Genomic DNA, 16,719 nt, shown 5'->3' with positions numbered 1-16,719 from the left:
CGGACACCGTCATGACCACCACGACCGCCGCTTCCGCCGAACCCGGCGAGCGGACGGTGCGCAAGAGCTCCCCCGGTGCGGCGCGCGGCCCGCGCCGCACCGGGCGGATCAAGCGCATCGGACTCCCCTACCTGCTGCTTCTGCCCGCGCTGGTCCTCGAACTCCTGGTCCACCTGGTGCCGATGGTGATCGGCATCGTGATGAGCTTCAAGGAGCTCACCCAGTTCTACATCCGTGACTGGGGCACGGCGCCCTGGGCCGGCTTCGACAACTACTCGGTGTCGGTGCACTTCGACGAACCCGTCGGCGAGGCGCTGCTGCACTCCTTCTTCGTCACCATCGCCTTCACGCTGCTCTCGGTCGGCCTGTGCTGGCTGATCGGCACGGCGGCCGCGATCTACATGCAGGACACCTTCCGGGGGCGTGGCATTCTGCGGGCCCTGTTCCTGGTGCCGTACGCACTGCCCGTCTACGCGGCCGTGATCACCTGGGTGTTCATGTTCCAGCACGACAACGGCCTGGTGAACCACGTCCTGCACGACCAGCTCCACCTCACCGACAAGCCCTCGTTCTGGCTGATCGGCGACAACAGCTTCTACGCCCTGCTCACCGTGTCCGTGTGGAAGGGCTGGCCGTTCGCCTTCCTGATCGTCATGGCGGGCCTGCAGAACATCCCGGGCGAGCTGTACGAGGCCGCCGCGCTCGACGGGGCCGGTCTGTGGCAGCAGCTTCGCCGCATCACGCTGCCGTCGCTGCGGCCGGTCAACCAGGTACTGGTACTGGTGCTGTTCCTGTGGACGTTCAACGACTTCAACACGCCGTTCGTCCTGTTCGGCAAGACGGCCCCGGAGGCGGCGGACCTCATCTCGGTCCACATCTACCAGGCGTCCTTCGTGACCTGGAACTTCGGCACCGGCTCGGCGATGTCCGTGCTGCTGCTGCTCTTCCTGCTCGTCGTGACCGGCGTCTACCTCCTGCTGACCTCCCGGGGAAGGAAGACGGCCGATGTCTAGCACCTCCACCGCCCACCGCTCGCCGATGGCTCCCCCGCGGTCCTTCCTGTGGTCCCGGCGGATCTTCCTCACCCTGCTCACCGGCTTCGTCCTGGTGCCCGTCTACGTCATGGTCTCCAGCTCGCTGAAGCCGCTCGCGGACGTCTCGGGGAAGTTCCGCTGGCTGCCGAGCGGCCTGACGCTGCGGCCGTACATCGACATCTGGTCGACGGTGCCGCTGGCGAAGTACTTCGCGAACTCGCTGATCGTGGCCGGGGCGGCCACGGCCTGCTCGGTCGTGATCGCCGTCTTCTCCGCCTACGCCGTCAGCCGTTACAGCTTCCGCGGCAAGCGCGTGTTCACGGTCACCGTGCTGTCCACCCAGATGTTCCCCGGCATCCTCTTCCTGCTGCCGCTGTTCCTGATCTACGTCAACATCGGCAACGCCACCGGGATCGCGCTGTTCGGCTCGCGCGGGGGTCTGATCCTCACGTATCTGACCTTCTCGCTGCCGTTCTCGATCTGGATGCTGATCGGGTACTTCGACTCGGTGCCCCGCGATCTCGACGAGGCGGCGCTGGTGGACGGCTGCGGGCCGCTCGGGGCGCTCTTCCGCGTCGTCGTTCCCGCGGCGATCCCGGGCATCGTCGCGGTCGCCGTCTACGCGTTCATGACCGCCTGGGGCGAGGTGCTGTTCGCGTCGGTGATGACCAACGACGACACCCGCACGCTCGCCGTCGGCCTCCAGGGCTACTCCACGCTCAACGACGTGTACTGGAACCAGATCATGGCCGCCTCGCTGGTCGTCAGCGTCCCCGTGGTGGCCGGCTTCCTGCTGCTCCAGCGCTATCTCGTCGCCGGTCTCACGGCGGGAGCCGTCAAGTGACCGGCCCCGCCGAGGACATCGACACCATTGACGACGAAGGGACTTCAGTGACCATCGACCTTGCCGCCCTCCCCGAGGACTTCTTGTGGGGCACGGCCACGTCGGCCTACCAGATCGAGGGTGCCGTCGCCGAGGACGGCCGCTCCGCCTCCATCTGGGACACGTTCTCGCACACCCCCGGCAAGATCGACAACGGTGACGACGGGGACGTCGCCTGCGATCACTACCACCGCTGGCGCGAGGACATCGGCATCATGCGCGGGCTCGGCACCAACGCCTACCGGCTGTCCGTCGCCTGGCCCCGTGTGATGCCGGGCGGCGACGGCCCGGTCAACGCCAAGGGGCTCGACTACTACGACGCGCTGATCGACGGCCTGCTGGAGGCGGGCATCACGCCCTCGGTCACGCTCTACCACTGGGACCTGCCGCAGGTGCTCCAGGACCGGGGCGGCTGGCCCGCCCGGGACACCGCGCACCACCTCGCCGCCTACGCGTCGGCCGTGGCGGAGCGGCTCGGTGACCGTGTCCAGCACTGGACCACCCTCAACGAGCCGCTGTGCTCGGCCTGGATCGGCCACCTGGAGGGGCGGATGGCCCCGGGACTGACCGACCTCACGGCCGCCGTCCGCGCCTCGTACCACCTCCTGCTCGGCCACGGGCTCGCCACGCAGGCGATCCGCGCGGCCGCACCAGGGGCGCAGATCGGCATCGTCAACAACCTGGGCAGCATCGAGGCCGCCACCGACCGCCCGGAGGACATCGCGGCGGCGAAGCGGCAGGACGGGCACACCAACCGCTGGTGGCTCGACCCGGTGCACGGCCGCGGCTTCCCCGCCGACATGGTCGAGGTGTACGGGGTCGAACTCCCGGAGGTCGCGGGCGATCTGGAGACGATGGCCGCGCCGCTGGACTGGCTGGGGCTGAACTACTACTTCCCGTCCAGCGTGGTCGACGACCCGACCGGGCCTGCCCCGTACGCCCGCCAGGTCCGCCGGCCCGGCGTGCCCGTCACGGGCATGGACTGGGAGGTCGGGGCCGCCGGTATCGAGAGTCTGCTGCTGCGCCTGACGAACGAGTACGGCGCCCGCAAGCTGTATGTCACGGAGAACGGCTCCGCCTATCCCGACGTCGTACGCCCCGACGGTACCGTCGACGACCCGGAGCGCACCGCGTACCTCGAACAGCACCTGGCGGCCTGCGCCTCGGCGGTCCGCAAGGGCGTTCCGCTGGCCGGCTACTTCGCCTGGTCGCTGCTGGACAACTTCGAGTGGGCGTACGGCTACGACAAGCGGTTCGGACTGGTGCACGTCGACTACAAGACGCAGGTACGGACGGTGAAGGGCAGCGGTCACCGCTACGCGGAGATCGTCCGCGAGCACCGCGGGGGCGCGAGCAAGGCGGCCTGAGCCACGGCCGGCCTCCGAGGGCGCGGCAGGCCCCGGGGCCTGCCGTCCGGCCCGCGTCCCTCCGCGTGATCCGAGCGGCGGGGTCTAGTGCCGCGACAGGCAACGTTCGCCCCGTCGCGACGCCCGGCACGCTCCCCCAAGCTCTTCGAGCAGGGGGGACCCCCACTCGCCGCACCGGCCGAAAGCCCAAGTACATCCAGTACGAGGACTTCCGGCCGGCACACCGAGAGCCCGCTCCCCCAAGCTCTCGGCTTCGCTCGAGCAGGGGGGACCCCCATGACGCCGCTCCTTGACGGGCAAACGTTGCCTGCCGCGGCACTAGCAATCGTGTTCGGCCGGGGTGTTCGCGCCCCGGCCGATCTCGTCGAGGGCGGCCGTGAACTGCGGGGCCACCGTCGCGCGTACCCAGGCGACCCGTTCGTCGCCGGAGGCGCGGGGGACGGTCTCGATGAGCATGATCAGATAGAGGTAACTCCGGTACAGGGCCAGGCGCCGCCGGGTCGCTCCGTCGAACTCGACCACTCCCCCGCCCTCTTGATAACCCGTCAGGAAATCGGTGTCCTGGCGGATGTCCCCGAGCAGGGCCAGGGAGACGAAGTCGGCGAGCGGGTCGCCCCAGAGCATGCGCTCGCCGTCGATCAGACCGCCGATGCGCGGGCCCGCCTCCGCCCGCTCGACCAGGATGTTCCCCCGCCACAGGTCGAAGTGGACGAGGCGGGGGACGGTGACCTCGTCCAGGGCGCCGAAGGCGGTCCGCGCGGTACGGGCCACCTCGTCGACGGGGCGCGGCAGCCAGGCACGGTAGCGGCGGGCGTCGTCCAGGAGCGCTTCGTACATCCCGGTGAAGGCGGTCCGCCAGTCGGGGGCCAGCGGGCCGAGTGCGCCGGAGGGATAGCCGAAGCCCGGGCCGGTCACCCCGTGCAGCCGGGCCACCATGATCCCCAACTCCCGCCGCAACGGCCTGCGTTCGCCGTCGGGCAGGTCTCCCCAGGGCTCGCCCGGACAGTGCGTCATGAGCAGGTGGCCGTCGCGGTGATCTCCGACCGCCCGGGGCGCCGGTACGCCGGCGGTGGCAGCCCACCGATAGAACTCCGCTTCGGAGACAAGGAGTTGCCGCTCGTACGCGAGAGCGGGGGCGGTGTCCGGCGGGGGCACCTTCAGGACGTAGCGGGTGCCGTCGGTGAGCCTCAGCTCCTCGACCGCGTTGTACGTGCCGCCGGACAGGGCCCGGCGGCCGACGAGACTCCCGGGCGGCAGCCCGGCCTCCCGGAGGGCCCGCCCGGCCCGCTCCCACTCGTCCGTGCCGGCTCCCGCGCCCTCCTCGTCCATGCGCCCACCCTGTCAGGTGAACCCCTGAATCGGCAGCCGTCGCGCGACACCGTTGGGTTCGTTCCGGAAATCCAGTGGATCCTCTCCGTCGGGCTAGGTACCTTCGGTCAAAACCTAGTACCCCTAGGTTTGGACCGAAGGTACCCGAGCGAACCAGGAGAACCCCATGCGACCACTCACCGAGCAGGCCGTCCGCGACTCGTTCGTCAACTGTTCCCGGGGGGAGGCCAAGCGGCTGGCGACGCCTCGCGATCTCACCGAACGCCCCTGGGACGATCTGGACTTCCTGGGCTGGCGAGATCCCGGAGCTCCCGACCGGAGCTATCTCGTGTCCGAACAGGAAGGAGAACCCGTGGGCGTCGCCCTGCGCCTCCCCTCCTCCCGGCGCGGGCTCCTGCACCGCAGCATGTGCTCGCTGTGCCTGACGACGCACCCGGGCAGCGGGGTCTCGCTGATGACGGCCCGCAAGGCGGGCGCGGCGGGCCGCGAGGGCAATTCGGTGGGCATCTACATCTGCGCCGACCTGGCCTGTTCGCTCTATGTACGCGGGAAGAAGTCCCTGGAGTCGGGCAGCCGCTTCGAGGAGACCCTCACGACGGAGCAGCAGATCGCCAGGACGGTCGGCAACCTCTCGGCCTTCCTGACGAAGCTGCACGGCTGATCCCGCCGGAGGGGGCGGGGGCCGTCCCGGACGCGTCAGGTGCCGGCAGGCGTCCAGTGCGGGTCCCTGCCCAGGAAGGCGAGCAGCGCCTCGGCCCGGCCGGCCTCCGCCGGGACCTCGCGCGCGGCGGCGAACACGCCGAACGCGTCGCGCAGGTGGTCGGCCAGCCGGTCCGCCGCGAGCCGGATGCCGCCGGCCAGGGCGTCGCCGAGGGGGGACGCCTGGCCGGTCGCCACGGCGATGTCCCAGGCGTGCACGCCCGCGTCCATGGCGGCCGCGGCGGCCGCGACACGGAACGGCAGCGGCCCGAGCGGCGTCGCCACCTCCTCCGCGTCGGGGGACAGCCCCGCGTAGACGTCGGCGACGCCCACGAGGACCTTGTCGAGCGCCGCCGTCGCGTCGGCCTCCAGAGTGACCTCGGGCTGGAAGGCGTCCTGCTCGGGCCACCCGGTGCCGGTGACCGCCGCGCCGTACGCCTGCTGGTCGAGCCGGGCGTGGTTGAGCACCTGGGCCACCGTCCACTCGCCGCACGGCGTCGGCGCCGACCAGGCGCTCTCCGGCACACCGGCGGCCACGGCGCGCAAACGGTCGTGCGACAGCGTCAGCAGTTCGATGCCCTCGACGTCGCTCATTGCGCTCATTCGGTGCCTCCTGATGCGGTCCGACCCGGTTGACGCCTTCAATCTAGGACTCCTTGCGGACAGGTATGGTCCGCAATGGACACGTTCGGTACCCGTGTTAAACGGGAAGGCCCGAAGGATGCAAGAGGCACGCGGTGAGTGGACGACATCCGTCGCGAAGATCGTGGAGCGGCGCCGGGAGCCGGTGGTCGTCCAGACACTTCGTTCGACGGCCGCCGCGACGATCGCGTACGTGGTGGCCATCCATCTCAGTCCCGAGCCCGCGCCGCTGACCGCGCCCCTGACCGCGCTGCTGGTCGTACAGGTCACCCTGTACTCGACGATCACCACCGCGATCCGGCGGGTGAACTCCGTGGTGGTGGGCGTCGTCATCGCCATCGGCTTCAGCAGCCTGGTGGGCCTGACCTGGTGGAGTCTGGGTCTGATCATCCTCGCCTCGCTGGCGGTGGGCCATCTGGTCCGGGTCAGCGAGTTCGTGCCCGAGGTGGCGATCAGCGCCATGCTGGTCCTCGGTGTCACCCGGGTGGGCAGCACCGCGTGGGCCCGCGTGCTGGAGACACTGATCGGGGCGGTGGTGGGTCTCGCCTGCAACCTCGTGCTCGCGCCCCCCGTGTGGGTGGGCGTGGCCGGTGAGCAGATCGAGGACCTGGCACGCCGGATGCGGCAGCTCATGCTGCGGGTCGGCGAGGGCGCCGTGGCGCACACTCCCTTCCATGTGGCGGCCGAGCGGCTGCACGAGGCCCGCCGGCTCGACAACGACATCGCCGGGGTGGACGCGGCCCTGCGGCAGGCCGAGGACAGTCTGAAGCTCAACCCGCGGGTGCGCGAGGGGCTGCTGCACCGGGTCGTGCTGCGCACCGGCCTGGACACCCTGGAGATCTGCACCGTGGTCCTGCGGGTCATCGCGCGCAGCCTCACCGACCTGGCCAAGGAGCGCGAGCCCAGGCCCCTGTTCGAACCGCAGGCGGGGGCCGTCCTGCGGGAGCTGCTGTCGGAGGTCGCCGACGCGATCGTCAGTTTCGCGGTGCTGGTGACCAGCGACGTCGCCCAGAACGCCGCGTCCGCCGAGGAGCGGCTCAGCGCGGAACTCGCCACCGCCGCCGCCACCCGCGACAAACTGGCCCAGCTCTTCCTCGAAGAGGTCCGGCGCGACCCGAGCCAGTGGCAGCTTCACGGCTCCGTGCTGACCGAGGTCACCCGCATCCTCGACGAGCTGGACACCGAGCACCGCACCCGCCGCCTGTTCGAGGAGCTGGATCGCTGCACCCGCGAGCAGCACGAGCGGCGGCCGCGCCTGACCCGGCTGCGGCGCCGGCTGCGTCTGCCGCGTCGGAAGCGGAACCGTTCCCCCGTCTCCGGGCGTTCTAGGTGAGGAGTTCCATGAGAGGAAACGGCACGAAGCCGTGGCGGTGAGCCGCCCGGCGTCGGCGTCGGCAAGAGAACGAGGGGGCGGGCGGATGACCGAGGACACCGTGCGGATCGACGGGAACGCACTGCGGCTGCCGGGCGGGGTGCAGGTGCGGTTCATACGGACGCTGCGCCTGCCCGAGACGGGCACGCACGCGTTGCCGCCGGGGCTCGGCGAGTTCCCCGTCCGGCGCGTCGAGGACTACGGGGACCGGGTGCCCGCCGAGTGGCGGGCGCGCGGCGGCGTGATGCTGCCGGTGTATCTGCGCGAGGCCATGTGGCTGAGTTTCGCCGGGACGGCGGAGCCGGCCGCGTTGCAGGTGGGCGTCGGCAAGGTGTGTGCCGTGTCCGGCAAGCCGTGGACCTCCAAGCTCACCCGTGACCCGCAGAACTACGTCGTGCTCCCCCGGCAGCCGTGGCTCGACGGCATCAACTCCGGCAAGGGGACGGTCCGCCAGTTCGTGGCCGTGCCGCTGGGGCTGGGCGCGACGGTCGAGGGCCAGGTCACCGGCGAGGAGGTCTGGGGCGGTGTCCAGCTCCAGTCGTTCCCGCTGGAGGCCGGGGAGCTGGCGGCGTGGCGGGAGGCGGAGCGCCGCAAGGCGGAGGAGCGTCTGCGGATGCCTCCGATGCCTCCTTCGGTCGGCGCGTACGGCGGCGCCATGCCGATGATGGCCGCGCTGCCCGCGCCGGGCGCCGCTCCCGCGCCCGCCGGGGCCGCCCCGGGCCGTGCGCGCAGCGCCCCGGCGATGGGTCTCGGCGTCGGCGGTTCGATGCGCCAGGAGGTCTACCGCGACGACCGGCCGCTGAAGGCCTGGGCGCAGGAGCCGGCCGGACGCGTGTTCGTCCACCTCGTGACACCGCCGGAGTGGCGCCGCATCACCGGCGAGGCGCCGCCGCCGTCCCCGGTGGACCGGGCCGCGTACACCCGCGCGGGGCTTCCCTGGTTCGACTACTACGACCAGGACGCAGCCGATCTGGCGCCCGCGGACCAGCTCGGTTCGGTGCAGCCGGTCGGCGACTGGCTGGGCGACGACCACGAGCCCTGGCAGCAGCCCTCGCCCCATCAGGTGCAGCCGCTCGGTGACGCGCCGGGCAAGCCCGTCGGGGACGGCGACTGGTAGTTCGCGGCGTTGCGCGGGCCGCAACGCGCAGGGCCGTTCTTGCACGTCCGGGGTGTCGCACGCCAAGGTGGCCGTCCCAGCCGAGGCAACCGACACCCCGAGGTGCAGGCATGAGCAGTGGTGCAGGGCCGTCGCGCGGCGCGGGCGGCGGCTGGACCAGACGGCGTTTCGTCGGCGCTCTGACGGGGGCCGCCGCGATCACGGCGGCCCCGGCATGCGCGGCGCCCCGGGCGGACCCCGCCGAGACGACGCCGGTCCCGAAGGCGCCGCCGCCCGGTCCCTCGGCGTCGGCGGCTGCATCCGCCCCCGTGTCCCCGGCTCCCGCCTCCGGCCCGCGTCCGCTGTTCCTGGGCACCTACACCTCGGGCGACGGCGGCGGGAAGGGGATCGGTGTCGCCGCGTACGACCCGGCGACCGGCGCGGTCACCGGCGGCGGTGTGGTGACGGGCGTCGACAACCCTTCCTTCCTCGCGGCGCATCCGGACGGCCGGACGCTGTACGCGGTCGACGAGCGGACGGCGGGCGCGGTGACGGCCGTCCGTCTCCCGGGGAACGAGGTGCTCGGCAGCCGCTCCACCGGGGGCTCGGGTCCCTGTCATCTGTCGGTGCATCCGAGCGGCCGCTGGCTGCTGAGCGCGAACTACGCCTCGGGCAGCGTCGCGGTGCATCCCATCGACGCGTCCGGCGCGCTCGGCGAGCGCACCGATCTGGTCACGCACACGTCCCCGGCACCCGGTCCCGGCCAACAGGGCCCGCACGCGCACCAGTTCGTCACCGCTCCGGACGGCGGGCACCTGCTCGCCGTCGACCTGGGCACCGACACCGTGTACAGCTACCGTCTCGACGAGACCCGGGGCACGCTCACCGAGGTCTCCCGGGCGCGGACGAGGCCGGGCGCGGGCCCGCGGCATCTCACGTTCCACCCCGGCGGCGGGTACGCCTATCTCGCCAACGAGGTCGACAACACGGTGACGGTCTGCGGCTACGACCCCACGACCGGCCGCCTCTCGGTGGGCGAACCGCAGTCCACGGGCACGGGAAGCGGGACGAGTTACCCGGCCCAGCTCCTGGTGACGCCGAACGGTTCGTACGCGTTTCTCGCCAACCGGGGCCACAACAGCCTGACGCGGTACGCGATCGAGGCGGACGGCGCCCGGCTGCGGCTGCTGGACACGGTGCCCGTGGACGGCGACTTCCCGCGTCACATCGCGTTCTCGTCCGACGGACGGCTGCTGTTCGCGGCGAACCAGCGGTCGAGCACGGTCACGGTGTTCCGGGTCGACCAGGAGAACGGTGAACTCCGGCGCGCGGGCGAGCCGTTCGCCTCACCCCTCGCGGTCTGTGCGCTGCCGCTGTAGGGGACGGGGGCAGGAGGCGAGACTCGCCTGGGTGAGCAGGACGTGCATGCGCTCCGTGAGCTGGGAGACGTCGTCGGCGGGTGCGTGGAACAGCAGGCGCACATCGCCGTTTCCGCGCGCGCGTTCGATGCGCAGGGTGAGTCCGTGGCGGTCGACGGCGAGGGGCTGGACGCGCACGGCGCCGTGCAGACTGTCCGGTTCGACGAGGCGGGTGAGCCGCTCGACGGCGTCCGGGTGGGCGTCGGCGAGATGGGTGAGGAGCTGGGCCTCGGCGAGGGCCAGCGGGTCGGGCCGGGCCTCGGCCAGTTCGTCCAGGTCGACCACGACCGTCCCGCCGGGCCGGCGCAGCACGGCGCGGGTGGTGCGGAACGAGAGCTGTCCGTCCTCGGGGACGAACCAGCCGGCGAGCCAGAGCCGGGCCCGGACCCGGTTCCGTACGGGAACCGGTGCGACATCGGCGAACTCCAGGACGGCGGACGGTTCTCCGCGCGGGGAGCAGATGGCCGCGGCGAGCAGCGCGCTGTCCTCGGGCACCCGCAGGAGCACCCGGCCGTCCGCGGTGACGGAGTGCGAGCCGAAGAACTCCTCCCGGCCGCCCTCGGCGCTCACCGCGCAGGACCAGGCCGCGGCGAGCACCGAACGGGCGTGCTCTGCCGCGTCGGGCGCGGCCGTCCAGGTGTCACGGTCACCCATCAGCTTCCTCCTTAGGTAAGGCTTGCCTAACCTATCGAAGATCGGGGCGTACGCCAACCACGCCTCGGGGGCCGAACGGACGGACGTGGATCCACGCCCGCCGGGAGAGGAGTCGCGGTCACCGGGCCGACCGGGTCTCAGGGCGTGATCGCGCCGAGCAGCGCCCGCGCGCACAGGTCCCGCACCTGGTCACGCGTCAGGTCCGCGCCCCGGAGCCACTCCAGGCACACGGCCGTGGTGAAGGCCAGCCACCCGCGGACGGCGATCCGCAGTTCGGGCCGGTCCTCGCAGGACCGGCCGAGCTCGGGATCCGCGGCGAGGGCCGAGAGGATCTGCGTCTCCTGCGCGGCCAGCGCCTGCTGGTAGACCCTGCGCACCGCCTGGTCACCGGCCGCGTCGGCACGGTGGAAGGCACGGAACCCGTGCGCGTGCTCCTCCACGTACCCGAGGAAGGTGTCCAGACCCGCGCCGAGCTGCTCACGCACCGGGACACCGGGCACCGCCGCGGTCATCCGCAGCATCCGCCCGCTCTCCCGCTCGACCACGGCGGCGAAGAAGTCCCGCTTCGTCGGGAAGTAGTGGTACAGGAGTCCGCGCGAGACTCCCGCGATCTCCGCGACCTGCTCGATCCAGACGTCGTCGAACGGACTCTCCGAGAACAGACGGGCACCGACCGACAGAAGCTGCTCCCGGCGCGCCTCTGTACTGAGCCGGCGGCGCCCGCGCTCCCCCTGCTTCCCCGTCATGCCCGCACCTTACTTGACGCCGGTTCAACAACGGGATCAGACTGAACACCGCTATTGAACTCGCGTACAACAGACTCAACCTGCCCGAGTCACAAGGGAGATGGCGTCATGGCGGAGACGAAGGAGGCGGCGCGGCCCAGGGGGTTCCGCAGCGCGGAACTGGGCTGGCCGGAGCTGCACCGCATCCCGCACCCGCCGCGCCGCGTCCCCCTGGTCGGCGATGTGCTCGGCGCCGGCGTCCGTTCCCCGCTCCAGGACTCCATGAAGTTCGGGAAGCGGCTCGGACCGATCTTCCGGCGCCGGGCCTTCCGCAACGAGATCGTCTTCGTCTGGGGCGCGGACCTAGCCGCCGAACTCGCCGACGAGGCGCGGTTCGCGAAACACGTGGGCCTGGGAGTCGCCAACCTCCGTCCGGTCGCCGGCGACGGACTGTTCACCGCCTACAACCACGAGCCCAACTGGCAGCTCGCGCACGACGTCCTCGCCCCCGGTTTCAGCCGCGAGGCCATGGAGGGCTACCACCCGATGATGCTGGCCGTGACCGAGCGGCTGACGGACCACTGGGACCGGGAGCAGGCCGCGGGCCGCGCGGTGGACGTGCCCGGTGACATGACGAAGCTGACCCTGGAGACGATCGCCAGGACCGGCTTCGGCCATGACTTCGCCTCCTTCGAGCGCTCCCGCCCGCACCCCTTCGTGAACGCGATGGTGGGCACGCTGACCTACGCGCAGCGCCTCAACGTCGTCCCGGTCCCGCTGGCACCGCTCCTGTTGCGGGGCGCCTCCCGGCGCAACGCGGCCGACATGGCCTACCTCAATCGGACGGTCGACGCCGTGGTGGCCTCCCGCCGGGCCGGCGGCGAGGGCGACCTGCTCGACCGCATGCTGGAGACGGCACACCCCGAGACCGGGGAGCGGCTCACCCCCGAGAACATCCGCCGCCAGGTCATCACCTTCCTGATCGCCGGGCACGAGACCACCTCGGGCGCCCTGTCCTTCGCCCTGCACTACCTCTCCCGGCACCCGGAGGCCGCCGCCCGTGCGCGTGCCGAGGTCGAACGCGTCTGGGGTGGCACGGACCGGCCGGGCTACGAGCAGGTCGCCAAGCTCCGCTACGTCCGCCGGGTCCTCGACGAGTCACTGCGCCTGTGGCCGACAGCCCCGGCGTTCGCCCGCGAGGCCCGGGACGACACCCTGCTCGGCGGTGTCCACCCGATGCGGCGGGGGGCGTGGGCGCTGGTCCTGACCGCGATGCTGCACCGCGACCCGCAGGTGTGGGGCGCCGACGCGGAGAAGTTCGACCCGGACCGCTTCGACGCGAAGGCGGTACGGGCCCGGCCCGCGCACACCTTCAAGCCGTTCGGCACCGGGGCGCGCGCCTGCATCGGCCGCCAGTTCGCGCTGCACGAGGCCACCCTGGTCCTCGGGCTGCTGCTGCGCCGCTACGACCTGCGGTCCGACCCCGGCTACCGGCTGCGGGTGGCCGAGCGGCTGACCCTGATGCCGGAGGGGCTGCGCCTGCACCTCGAACGACGCGCGCCGGTGATACCGGGGCGGGCGGCGACCCTGGCCGGCGCGGCCGAGTGAGGCCCGCGCTCCCGGCCCGGGAGTGTCGGCCGCGCCTCCCGGCCCCGGGGGTGTCCCGCCCCTCGGCCCGGAGTGCGTCCCGCCTCCCGGACCGGGGGTGCGTCCCGGCCGGGGGGTCCCCCGGCTCGGAAAGCCCCCTCAGCTGTGAGCGGTCCAGTGGCCGGGGCGGCCGACCGTTTCCGGGAGCCGGGTGCCGGCGCTGCCGCGGGCCGCGTCGAGCTGCGGCTGGGTGAGGAAGAGGGCCCCGGTCAGATCGGCGTCGGTGAGGTCGGCGTCCCGGAGGTCGGCGCCGATCAGATCGGCGCCGCGCAGATCCGCCCCGGTCAGATCGGCGGCGATGAGCAGCGCCCCGCGCAGGCTCACACCGCGCAGGTCGGCGCCCTTGAGGCGAGCGCCCATCAGATCCGCGCCGCGCCGGTCCTTCTTCCTGCCCCCGTCGGCGCTCGCGCGCATGAGTTCGCTGGCCCGCAGGAGCAGTTCGCCGGCCTTCTGCCGGTGCGGGCCCACATCCATCGCGGCCAGTTCCTCCGGGCTCTGCCGGGTGAGGCGCTCGGTGGTGGAGATCAGTCGCCGGATGTCGTCGTGCACCGGACGCGCCGCGGGGAGCGTCAAGGCCTCACCCAGGTACCGGAGCAGTTCGTGGAGGTGGCGCACGACGGGGAACACGTCGAACATCAGCCGGGCGCGCTCCTCGGACCCCGAGCGCCAGTCCTCGCCGCCGAAGACCACCTGGGAGACGTGCTGCCCGGCGCCGAAGCAGTCGTAGACCGTGCAGCCCGTGAAGCCCGTCCGCCGCAGCCGGGTGTGGATGCCGCACCGGGAGTCGCTCCGCAGATTCGGGCAGGGCTCGCCCGCGCCCTTGTCGATCGCGAAGTCGGCCGAGCGGGCGAAGGGCAGGGCGACGCAGCACAGCCCGAAACACCGGTCGCAGTCGGCTCGCAGTTCGGATCGTGGGTCGGGGGAGGTGCCGCCGTACTCGTGCATGATCTCCAGCCTACTCAGCCCGGACGTGCCCTGAACCGAGCCGACTTGACGTCCCTGGTCCCGCACCGGGTGTTCCTCGCCGTCCCCGTCCGGATGTTCCGCGGCGGCACCGGGTATCGAGACCGCCATGGACTCCACAGCGCTCCCCGGCCTCCCCGCCCCTCCCCCGCTGGGCGCGAGCGCCCTGCCCGCCGGGACCTACGACGGCTCGCTGGTGCTGGTCACCGGTGGCGGCACCGGACTCGGGAGGGCGATCGCGGCGGAGTTCGCCCGGCTGGGCGCCGATCTCCTGATCGTCAGCCGCCGTGAACGGCATCTGGCCCCCGCCCGCGCGGAGTTGGCGAAGCTGGGCACCCGGGTCAGGTCCGCGGTCTGTGACATCCGGGATCCGAAGCGCGTCGCCGAGGTGTTCGACGGATGCGCGCTGCCCGACGTACTGGTCAACAACGCGGCCGCCAACTTTCCCGTGCCCACCGAGGACATGTCTCCGAACGCCTGGCAGGCGGTCGTCGACATCACCCTCACGGGAACGTTTCTGATGACCCGTGAGTTCGGGCGACGGCATCTGGCGGCGGGCACGCCCGGGTCGGTCATCGACGTCGGCGCGTCCTACGCCTGGACCGGCGGCCCCGGTTTCGCGCACAGCGCGGCGGCCAAGGCCGGCGTGGAGAGCCTCGTGCGGACCCTGGCCGTCGAGTGGGGACCGTACGGCATCCAGGTCAACGGTCTGGTACCGGGGCTGATGCCGCACGAGGACATGACGGAGGACATCCGCGGCAACCTGGCCCGGGCCGCGGCCGGCACGGCCCTCCCGGCCGGCACGAACGCCGAGGACGCCGAGGACGACCAGGACGGCCGGGACGGGGACAGCCACGCTCGGGACGAGGTGTCCGACGCGCTCGGCCGGCGGCAGCCCGCCCTGCGCGTCGGCGCACCCCGTGAACTCGGCTGGGCCGCCACCTTCCTCGCGTCCCCCTACGCCCGCTTCATCACCGGTCACACCCTGGTGGTCGACGGCGCCAACTGGCAGCGCAGGGATCTGGTCGCCCCGCCGGTCACGCCGGTGCGGGACCAGCTGGGGCGTGGTCCCTTCACCGGCTGACCGTCACTCCCCCGGCTTCGCCCCACCGAGATCGAGACGGGCGAGCCGTTCGGGGTCGGCCAGGATGTACATCGCGACGATCCTGCCGTCGGCGACGGTGACACCCATGACCGACTGCGGCCGGCCGTCCACGATCGCGACGACACCCGCCTCCCCGTTGACCTGGACGAGCCGCGAACTCGCCGCGAACCGGCGGAAGGCCATCGCCTGCCCTGCCACCGCCTCGGCGCCGCGCACCAGCTTGGACACGGTCACACCGCCGACCAGCGCGCCCGCGTCGGCGCGCAACACGACATCGGGATCGAGGACGGCGACGAGCGCCTCGAAGTCCCCGCCGCGTGACGCCGCGAGGAAGGCGTCCAGGACCTCCCGCTGCCGGATGACGTCCCGCTCGGGCTCGGGAGCGGCTCCCTTGACGCGACGGCGTGCCCGGCTGGCGAGCTGACGGGTCGCGGCCGGGTTCCGGCCCACCACGGGCGCGATGTCGTCGAAGGGCACCGCGAACATGTCGTGCAGCACGAACGCGAGCCGCTCGGCGGGCTCCAGGGTCTCCAGGACGACCAGGAGGGCGAGCCCGACCGAGTCGGCCAGGAGCACCTCCTGTTCGGGGTCGATCCGGTCCAGGGTGCTGACGACCGGATCGGGGACGAAGGTGCCCGAGGGTTCGAGCGGGTCCTCGCGGCGCGCGGCGCGGGAGCGCAGCATGTCCAGGCACACCCGGCCGGTCACGGTGGTCAGCCAGCCGCCCAGGTTCCTGATCTCGTCCGGGTCGGTGCGGCCGAGCCTCAGCCACGTCTCCTGGACGGCGTCCTCCGCCTCGCTCAGCGATCCCAGCATCCGGTAGGCCACCGCTCGCAGCCGGCCCCGGTGCTCCTCGAATCTGTCCGCGAGAAGCTCACTGTCGTGCATCGGTCCCCCTGCCTCGTCGTACGCAACAGGATCCGATCAAAACACGTGGGTCACTTTCCCTCGAAACGGGGCGCGCGGCGGGCACCCTTGGCCGCGTACCCCTCTGCCGCGTCGTCGGAGGTGAGGGTGAGCGCGGCCGACAGGGCGGTGCGGTCGAGAGCGGCGGTCAGCGGGGCCTCGGCGTACGCGTCGATGTCGTGCTTGACGGCCTGCACGGCGAGCGGCGCGTTCGCCGCGATCTCCGCGGCGACGTCTCGGGCCGTCTCGTCCAACGCGGCTTCTTCCGTGACAAGTTGGACGAGGTGCAGGCGTTCGGCCGTCGTCGCGTCCAGCCTTCTGCCTGTCAGTGCGAGGAACTTCGCCCACCCGGCGCCCGCCTCGCGGGCGATCCGCAGGTCCCCGCCGGCGTCCACGGCGAGCCCCAACTGGGCCTCGGGCAGGGCGAACACGGCGTCGTGGGAGGCGATCCTGATGTCCGCCATCAGCGCGAGCTCGAACCCGAAGCCGAGGCAGTAGCCCTGGACGGCCGCGACGACGGGCTGCGGCAGCCTCGCGAAGGCCGCGAAGCGCTCATGGGCCCAGCGGATGCCCTCGTAGTAGGCGCGGGTGCGCTCGGCACCGGAGCGGCCGGTGATCGCGCCGCCGGGGGCGCTCACGTCGATCCCCGCGCAGAAGGCACGCCCCTCGGCCCGCAGGAGCACCGCCCGGACCGCCGGGTCGAAGCGGATCCGGTCGGCGACCAGGCCGAGTTGGCGTGTGGACTCCCAGCTCCACGCGTTGAGTTTCGCCGGCCTGCACAGGGTGAGGACGCCGATCCCGTCCTCGACGTCGAACCGGAGCCGTTCCTCGCCCACCGGGATGTCCGTGCGGGTGGTGTCGATCATGCCTACCCCCTCA

16 protein-coding genes are annotated in these 16,719 nt (G+C 72.2%); 9 read left to right on the top strand and 7 right to left on the bottom strand.

Features of this window, described 5'->3' with window-relative positions; all coding sequences use genetic code 11:
• The first annotated feature begins 11 nt into the window (after positions 1 to 11).
• From OG485_RS37615 to OG485_RS37605, 3 genes are read left to right on the top strand one after another with little or no spacing between them, the layout of a single operon-like run.
• On the top strand, positions 12 to 1,013 hold the full coding sequence (locus tag OG485_RS37615; RefSeq protein ID WP_328673090.1) for a carbohydrate ABC transporter permease: 1,002 nt from the start codon (positions 12 to 14) through the stop codon (positions 1,011 to 1,013).
• Positions 1,006 to 1,878 carry a carbohydrate ABC transporter permease gene (locus OG485_RS37610; RefSeq protein ID WP_328673089.1) on the top strand — a complete coding sequence of 291 codons (873 nt, stop codon included), beginning with the start codon at positions 1,006 to 1,008 and terminating at the stop codon, positions 1,876 to 1,878. The genes OG485_RS37615 and OG485_RS37610 overlap by 8 nt, the downstream gene beginning before the upstream one ends.
• A gap of 47 nt (positions 1,879 to 1,925) precedes the next feature.
• Positions 1,926 to 3,284, top strand: a complete 1,359-nt coding sequence (locus OG485_RS37605; RefSeq protein WP_328674800.1) for a GH1 family beta-glucosidase — start codon at positions 1,926 to 1,928, stop codon at positions 3,282 to 3,284.
• 318 nt (positions 3,285 to 3,602) lie between these two features.
• On the opposite strand, the gene OG485_RS37600 is transcribed toward OG485_RS37605, so the two are convergent.
• A complete protein-coding gene (locus OG485_RS37600) occupies positions 3,603 to 4,613 on the bottom strand; it encodes a phosphotransferase family protein (protein WP_328673088.1) in 1,011 nt (336 codons plus the stop codon).
• Positions 4,614 to 4,779: 166 nt separating this feature from the next.
• Between OG485_RS37600 and OG485_RS37595 the strand changes: the two genes are divergently transcribed.
• A complete protein-coding gene (locus OG485_RS37595; protein ID WP_328673087.1) occupies positions 4,780 to 5,274 on the top strand; it encodes an FBP domain-containing protein in 495 nt (164 codons plus the stop codon).
• 35 nt (positions 5,275 to 5,309) lie between these two features.
• Here OG485_RS37595 and OG485_RS37590 read toward each other — a convergent pair whose 3' ends face one another.
• The gene (locus OG485_RS37590) at positions 5,310 to 5,915 is read right to left on the bottom strand and encodes a TIGR03086 family metal-binding protein (protein ID WP_328673086.1); all 606 of its coding nucleotides are present in this window, start codon (positions 5,913 to 5,915) and stop codon (positions 5,310 to 5,312) included.
• Between the two features lie 118 nt (positions 5,916 to 6,033).
• Between OG485_RS37590 and OG485_RS37585 the strand changes: the two genes are divergently transcribed.
• The 3 genes from OG485_RS37585 (at position 6,034) to OG485_RS37575 (ending at position 9,801) form a co-directional block, all read left to right on the top strand.
• On the top strand, positions 6,034 to 7,287 hold the full coding sequence (locus OG485_RS37585) for an FUSC family protein (protein ID WP_328673085.1): 1,254 nt from the start codon (positions 6,034 to 6,036) through the stop codon (positions 7,285 to 7,287).
• An 85-nt stretch (positions 7,288 to 7,372) separates the two neighbouring features.
• Entirely contained in the window at positions 7,373 to 8,443 is a 1,071-nt protein-coding gene (locus OG485_RS37580) for a hypothetical protein (RefSeq protein ID WP_328673084.1), read from the top strand.
• 110 nt (positions 8,444 to 8,553) lie between these two features.
• On the top strand, positions 8,554 to 9,801 hold the full coding sequence (locus OG485_RS37575; protein WP_328673083.1) for a lactonase family protein: 1,248 nt from the start codon (positions 8,554 to 8,556) through the stop codon (positions 9,799 to 9,801).
• Here the strand turns inward: OG485_RS37575 and OG485_RS37570 are convergent.
• Together OG485_RS37570 and OG485_RS37565 are read right to left on the bottom strand one after the other, a co-directional pair.
• Complete coding sequence (locus tag OG485_RS37570; RefSeq protein ID WP_328673082.1) at positions 9,769 to 10,494, bottom strand: DUF2470 domain-containing protein; 726 nt, start codon at positions 10,492 to 10,494, stop codon at positions 9,769 to 9,771. The two genes, OG485_RS37575 and OG485_RS37570, sit on opposite strands and share 33 nt — an antisense overlap.
• A 137-nt stretch (positions 10,495 to 10,631) precedes the next feature.
• Positions 10,632 to 11,240 (bottom strand): TetR/AcrR family transcriptional regulator, encoded by a 609-nt coding sequence (locus OG485_RS37565; protein ID WP_328673081.1) that lies wholly within the window; start codon positions 11,238 to 11,240, stop codon positions 10,632 to 10,634.
• Positions 11,241 to 11,348: 108 nt separating this feature from the next.
• Between OG485_RS37565 and OG485_RS37560 the strand changes: the two genes are divergently transcribed.
• A complete protein-coding gene (locus OG485_RS37560; RefSeq protein ID WP_328673080.1) occupies positions 11,349 to 12,827 on the top strand; it encodes a cytochrome P450 in 1,479 nt (492 codons plus the stop codon).
• A 138-nt stretch (positions 12,828 to 12,965) separates the two neighbouring features.
• On the opposite strand, the gene OG485_RS37555 is transcribed toward OG485_RS37560, so the two are convergent.
• Positions 12,966 to 13,811 (bottom strand): pentapeptide repeat-containing protein, encoded by an 846-nt coding sequence (locus tag OG485_RS37555; RefSeq protein ID WP_328674799.1) that lies wholly within the window; start codon positions 13,809 to 13,811, stop codon positions 12,966 to 12,968.
• 127 nt (positions 13,812 to 13,938) lie between these two features.
• On the opposite strand from OG485_RS37555, the gene OG485_RS37550 reads away from it, so the two are divergent.
• Positions 13,939 to 14,913 (top strand): SDR family oxidoreductase, encoded by a 975-nt coding sequence (locus OG485_RS37550; RefSeq protein WP_328673079.1) that lies wholly within the window; start codon positions 13,939 to 13,941, stop codon positions 14,911 to 14,913.
• Positions 14,914 to 14,916: 3 nt separating this feature from the next.
• Here OG485_RS37550 and sigJ read toward each other — a convergent pair whose 3' ends face one another.
• Positions 14,917 to 15,822 (bottom strand): RNA polymerase sigma factor SigJ, encoded by a 906-nt coding sequence (sigJ, locus tag OG485_RS37545; RefSeq protein ID WP_328673078.1) that lies wholly within the window; start codon positions 15,820 to 15,822, stop codon positions 14,917 to 14,919.
• Positions 15,823 to 15,872: 50 nt separating this feature from the next.
• Positions 15,873 to 16,706: an enoyl-CoA hydratase/isomerase family protein gene (locus OG485_RS37540; RefSeq protein WP_328673077.1), complete on the bottom strand. Its 834-nt coding sequence runs from the start codon at positions 16,704 to 16,706 to the stop codon at positions 15,873 to 15,875.
• Positions 16,707 to 16,719: the final 13 nt, after the last annotated feature.

Source organism: Streptomyces sp. NBC_00328, assembly GCF_036139655.1.
In the GTDB taxonomy this organism is placed as follows: domain Bacteria; phylum Actinomycetota; class Actinomycetes; order Streptomycetales; family Streptomycetaceae; genus Streptomyces.
Note: the sequence above shows the minus strand (reverse complement) of the source record. Positions and strands in the feature narration are given on the sequence as shown.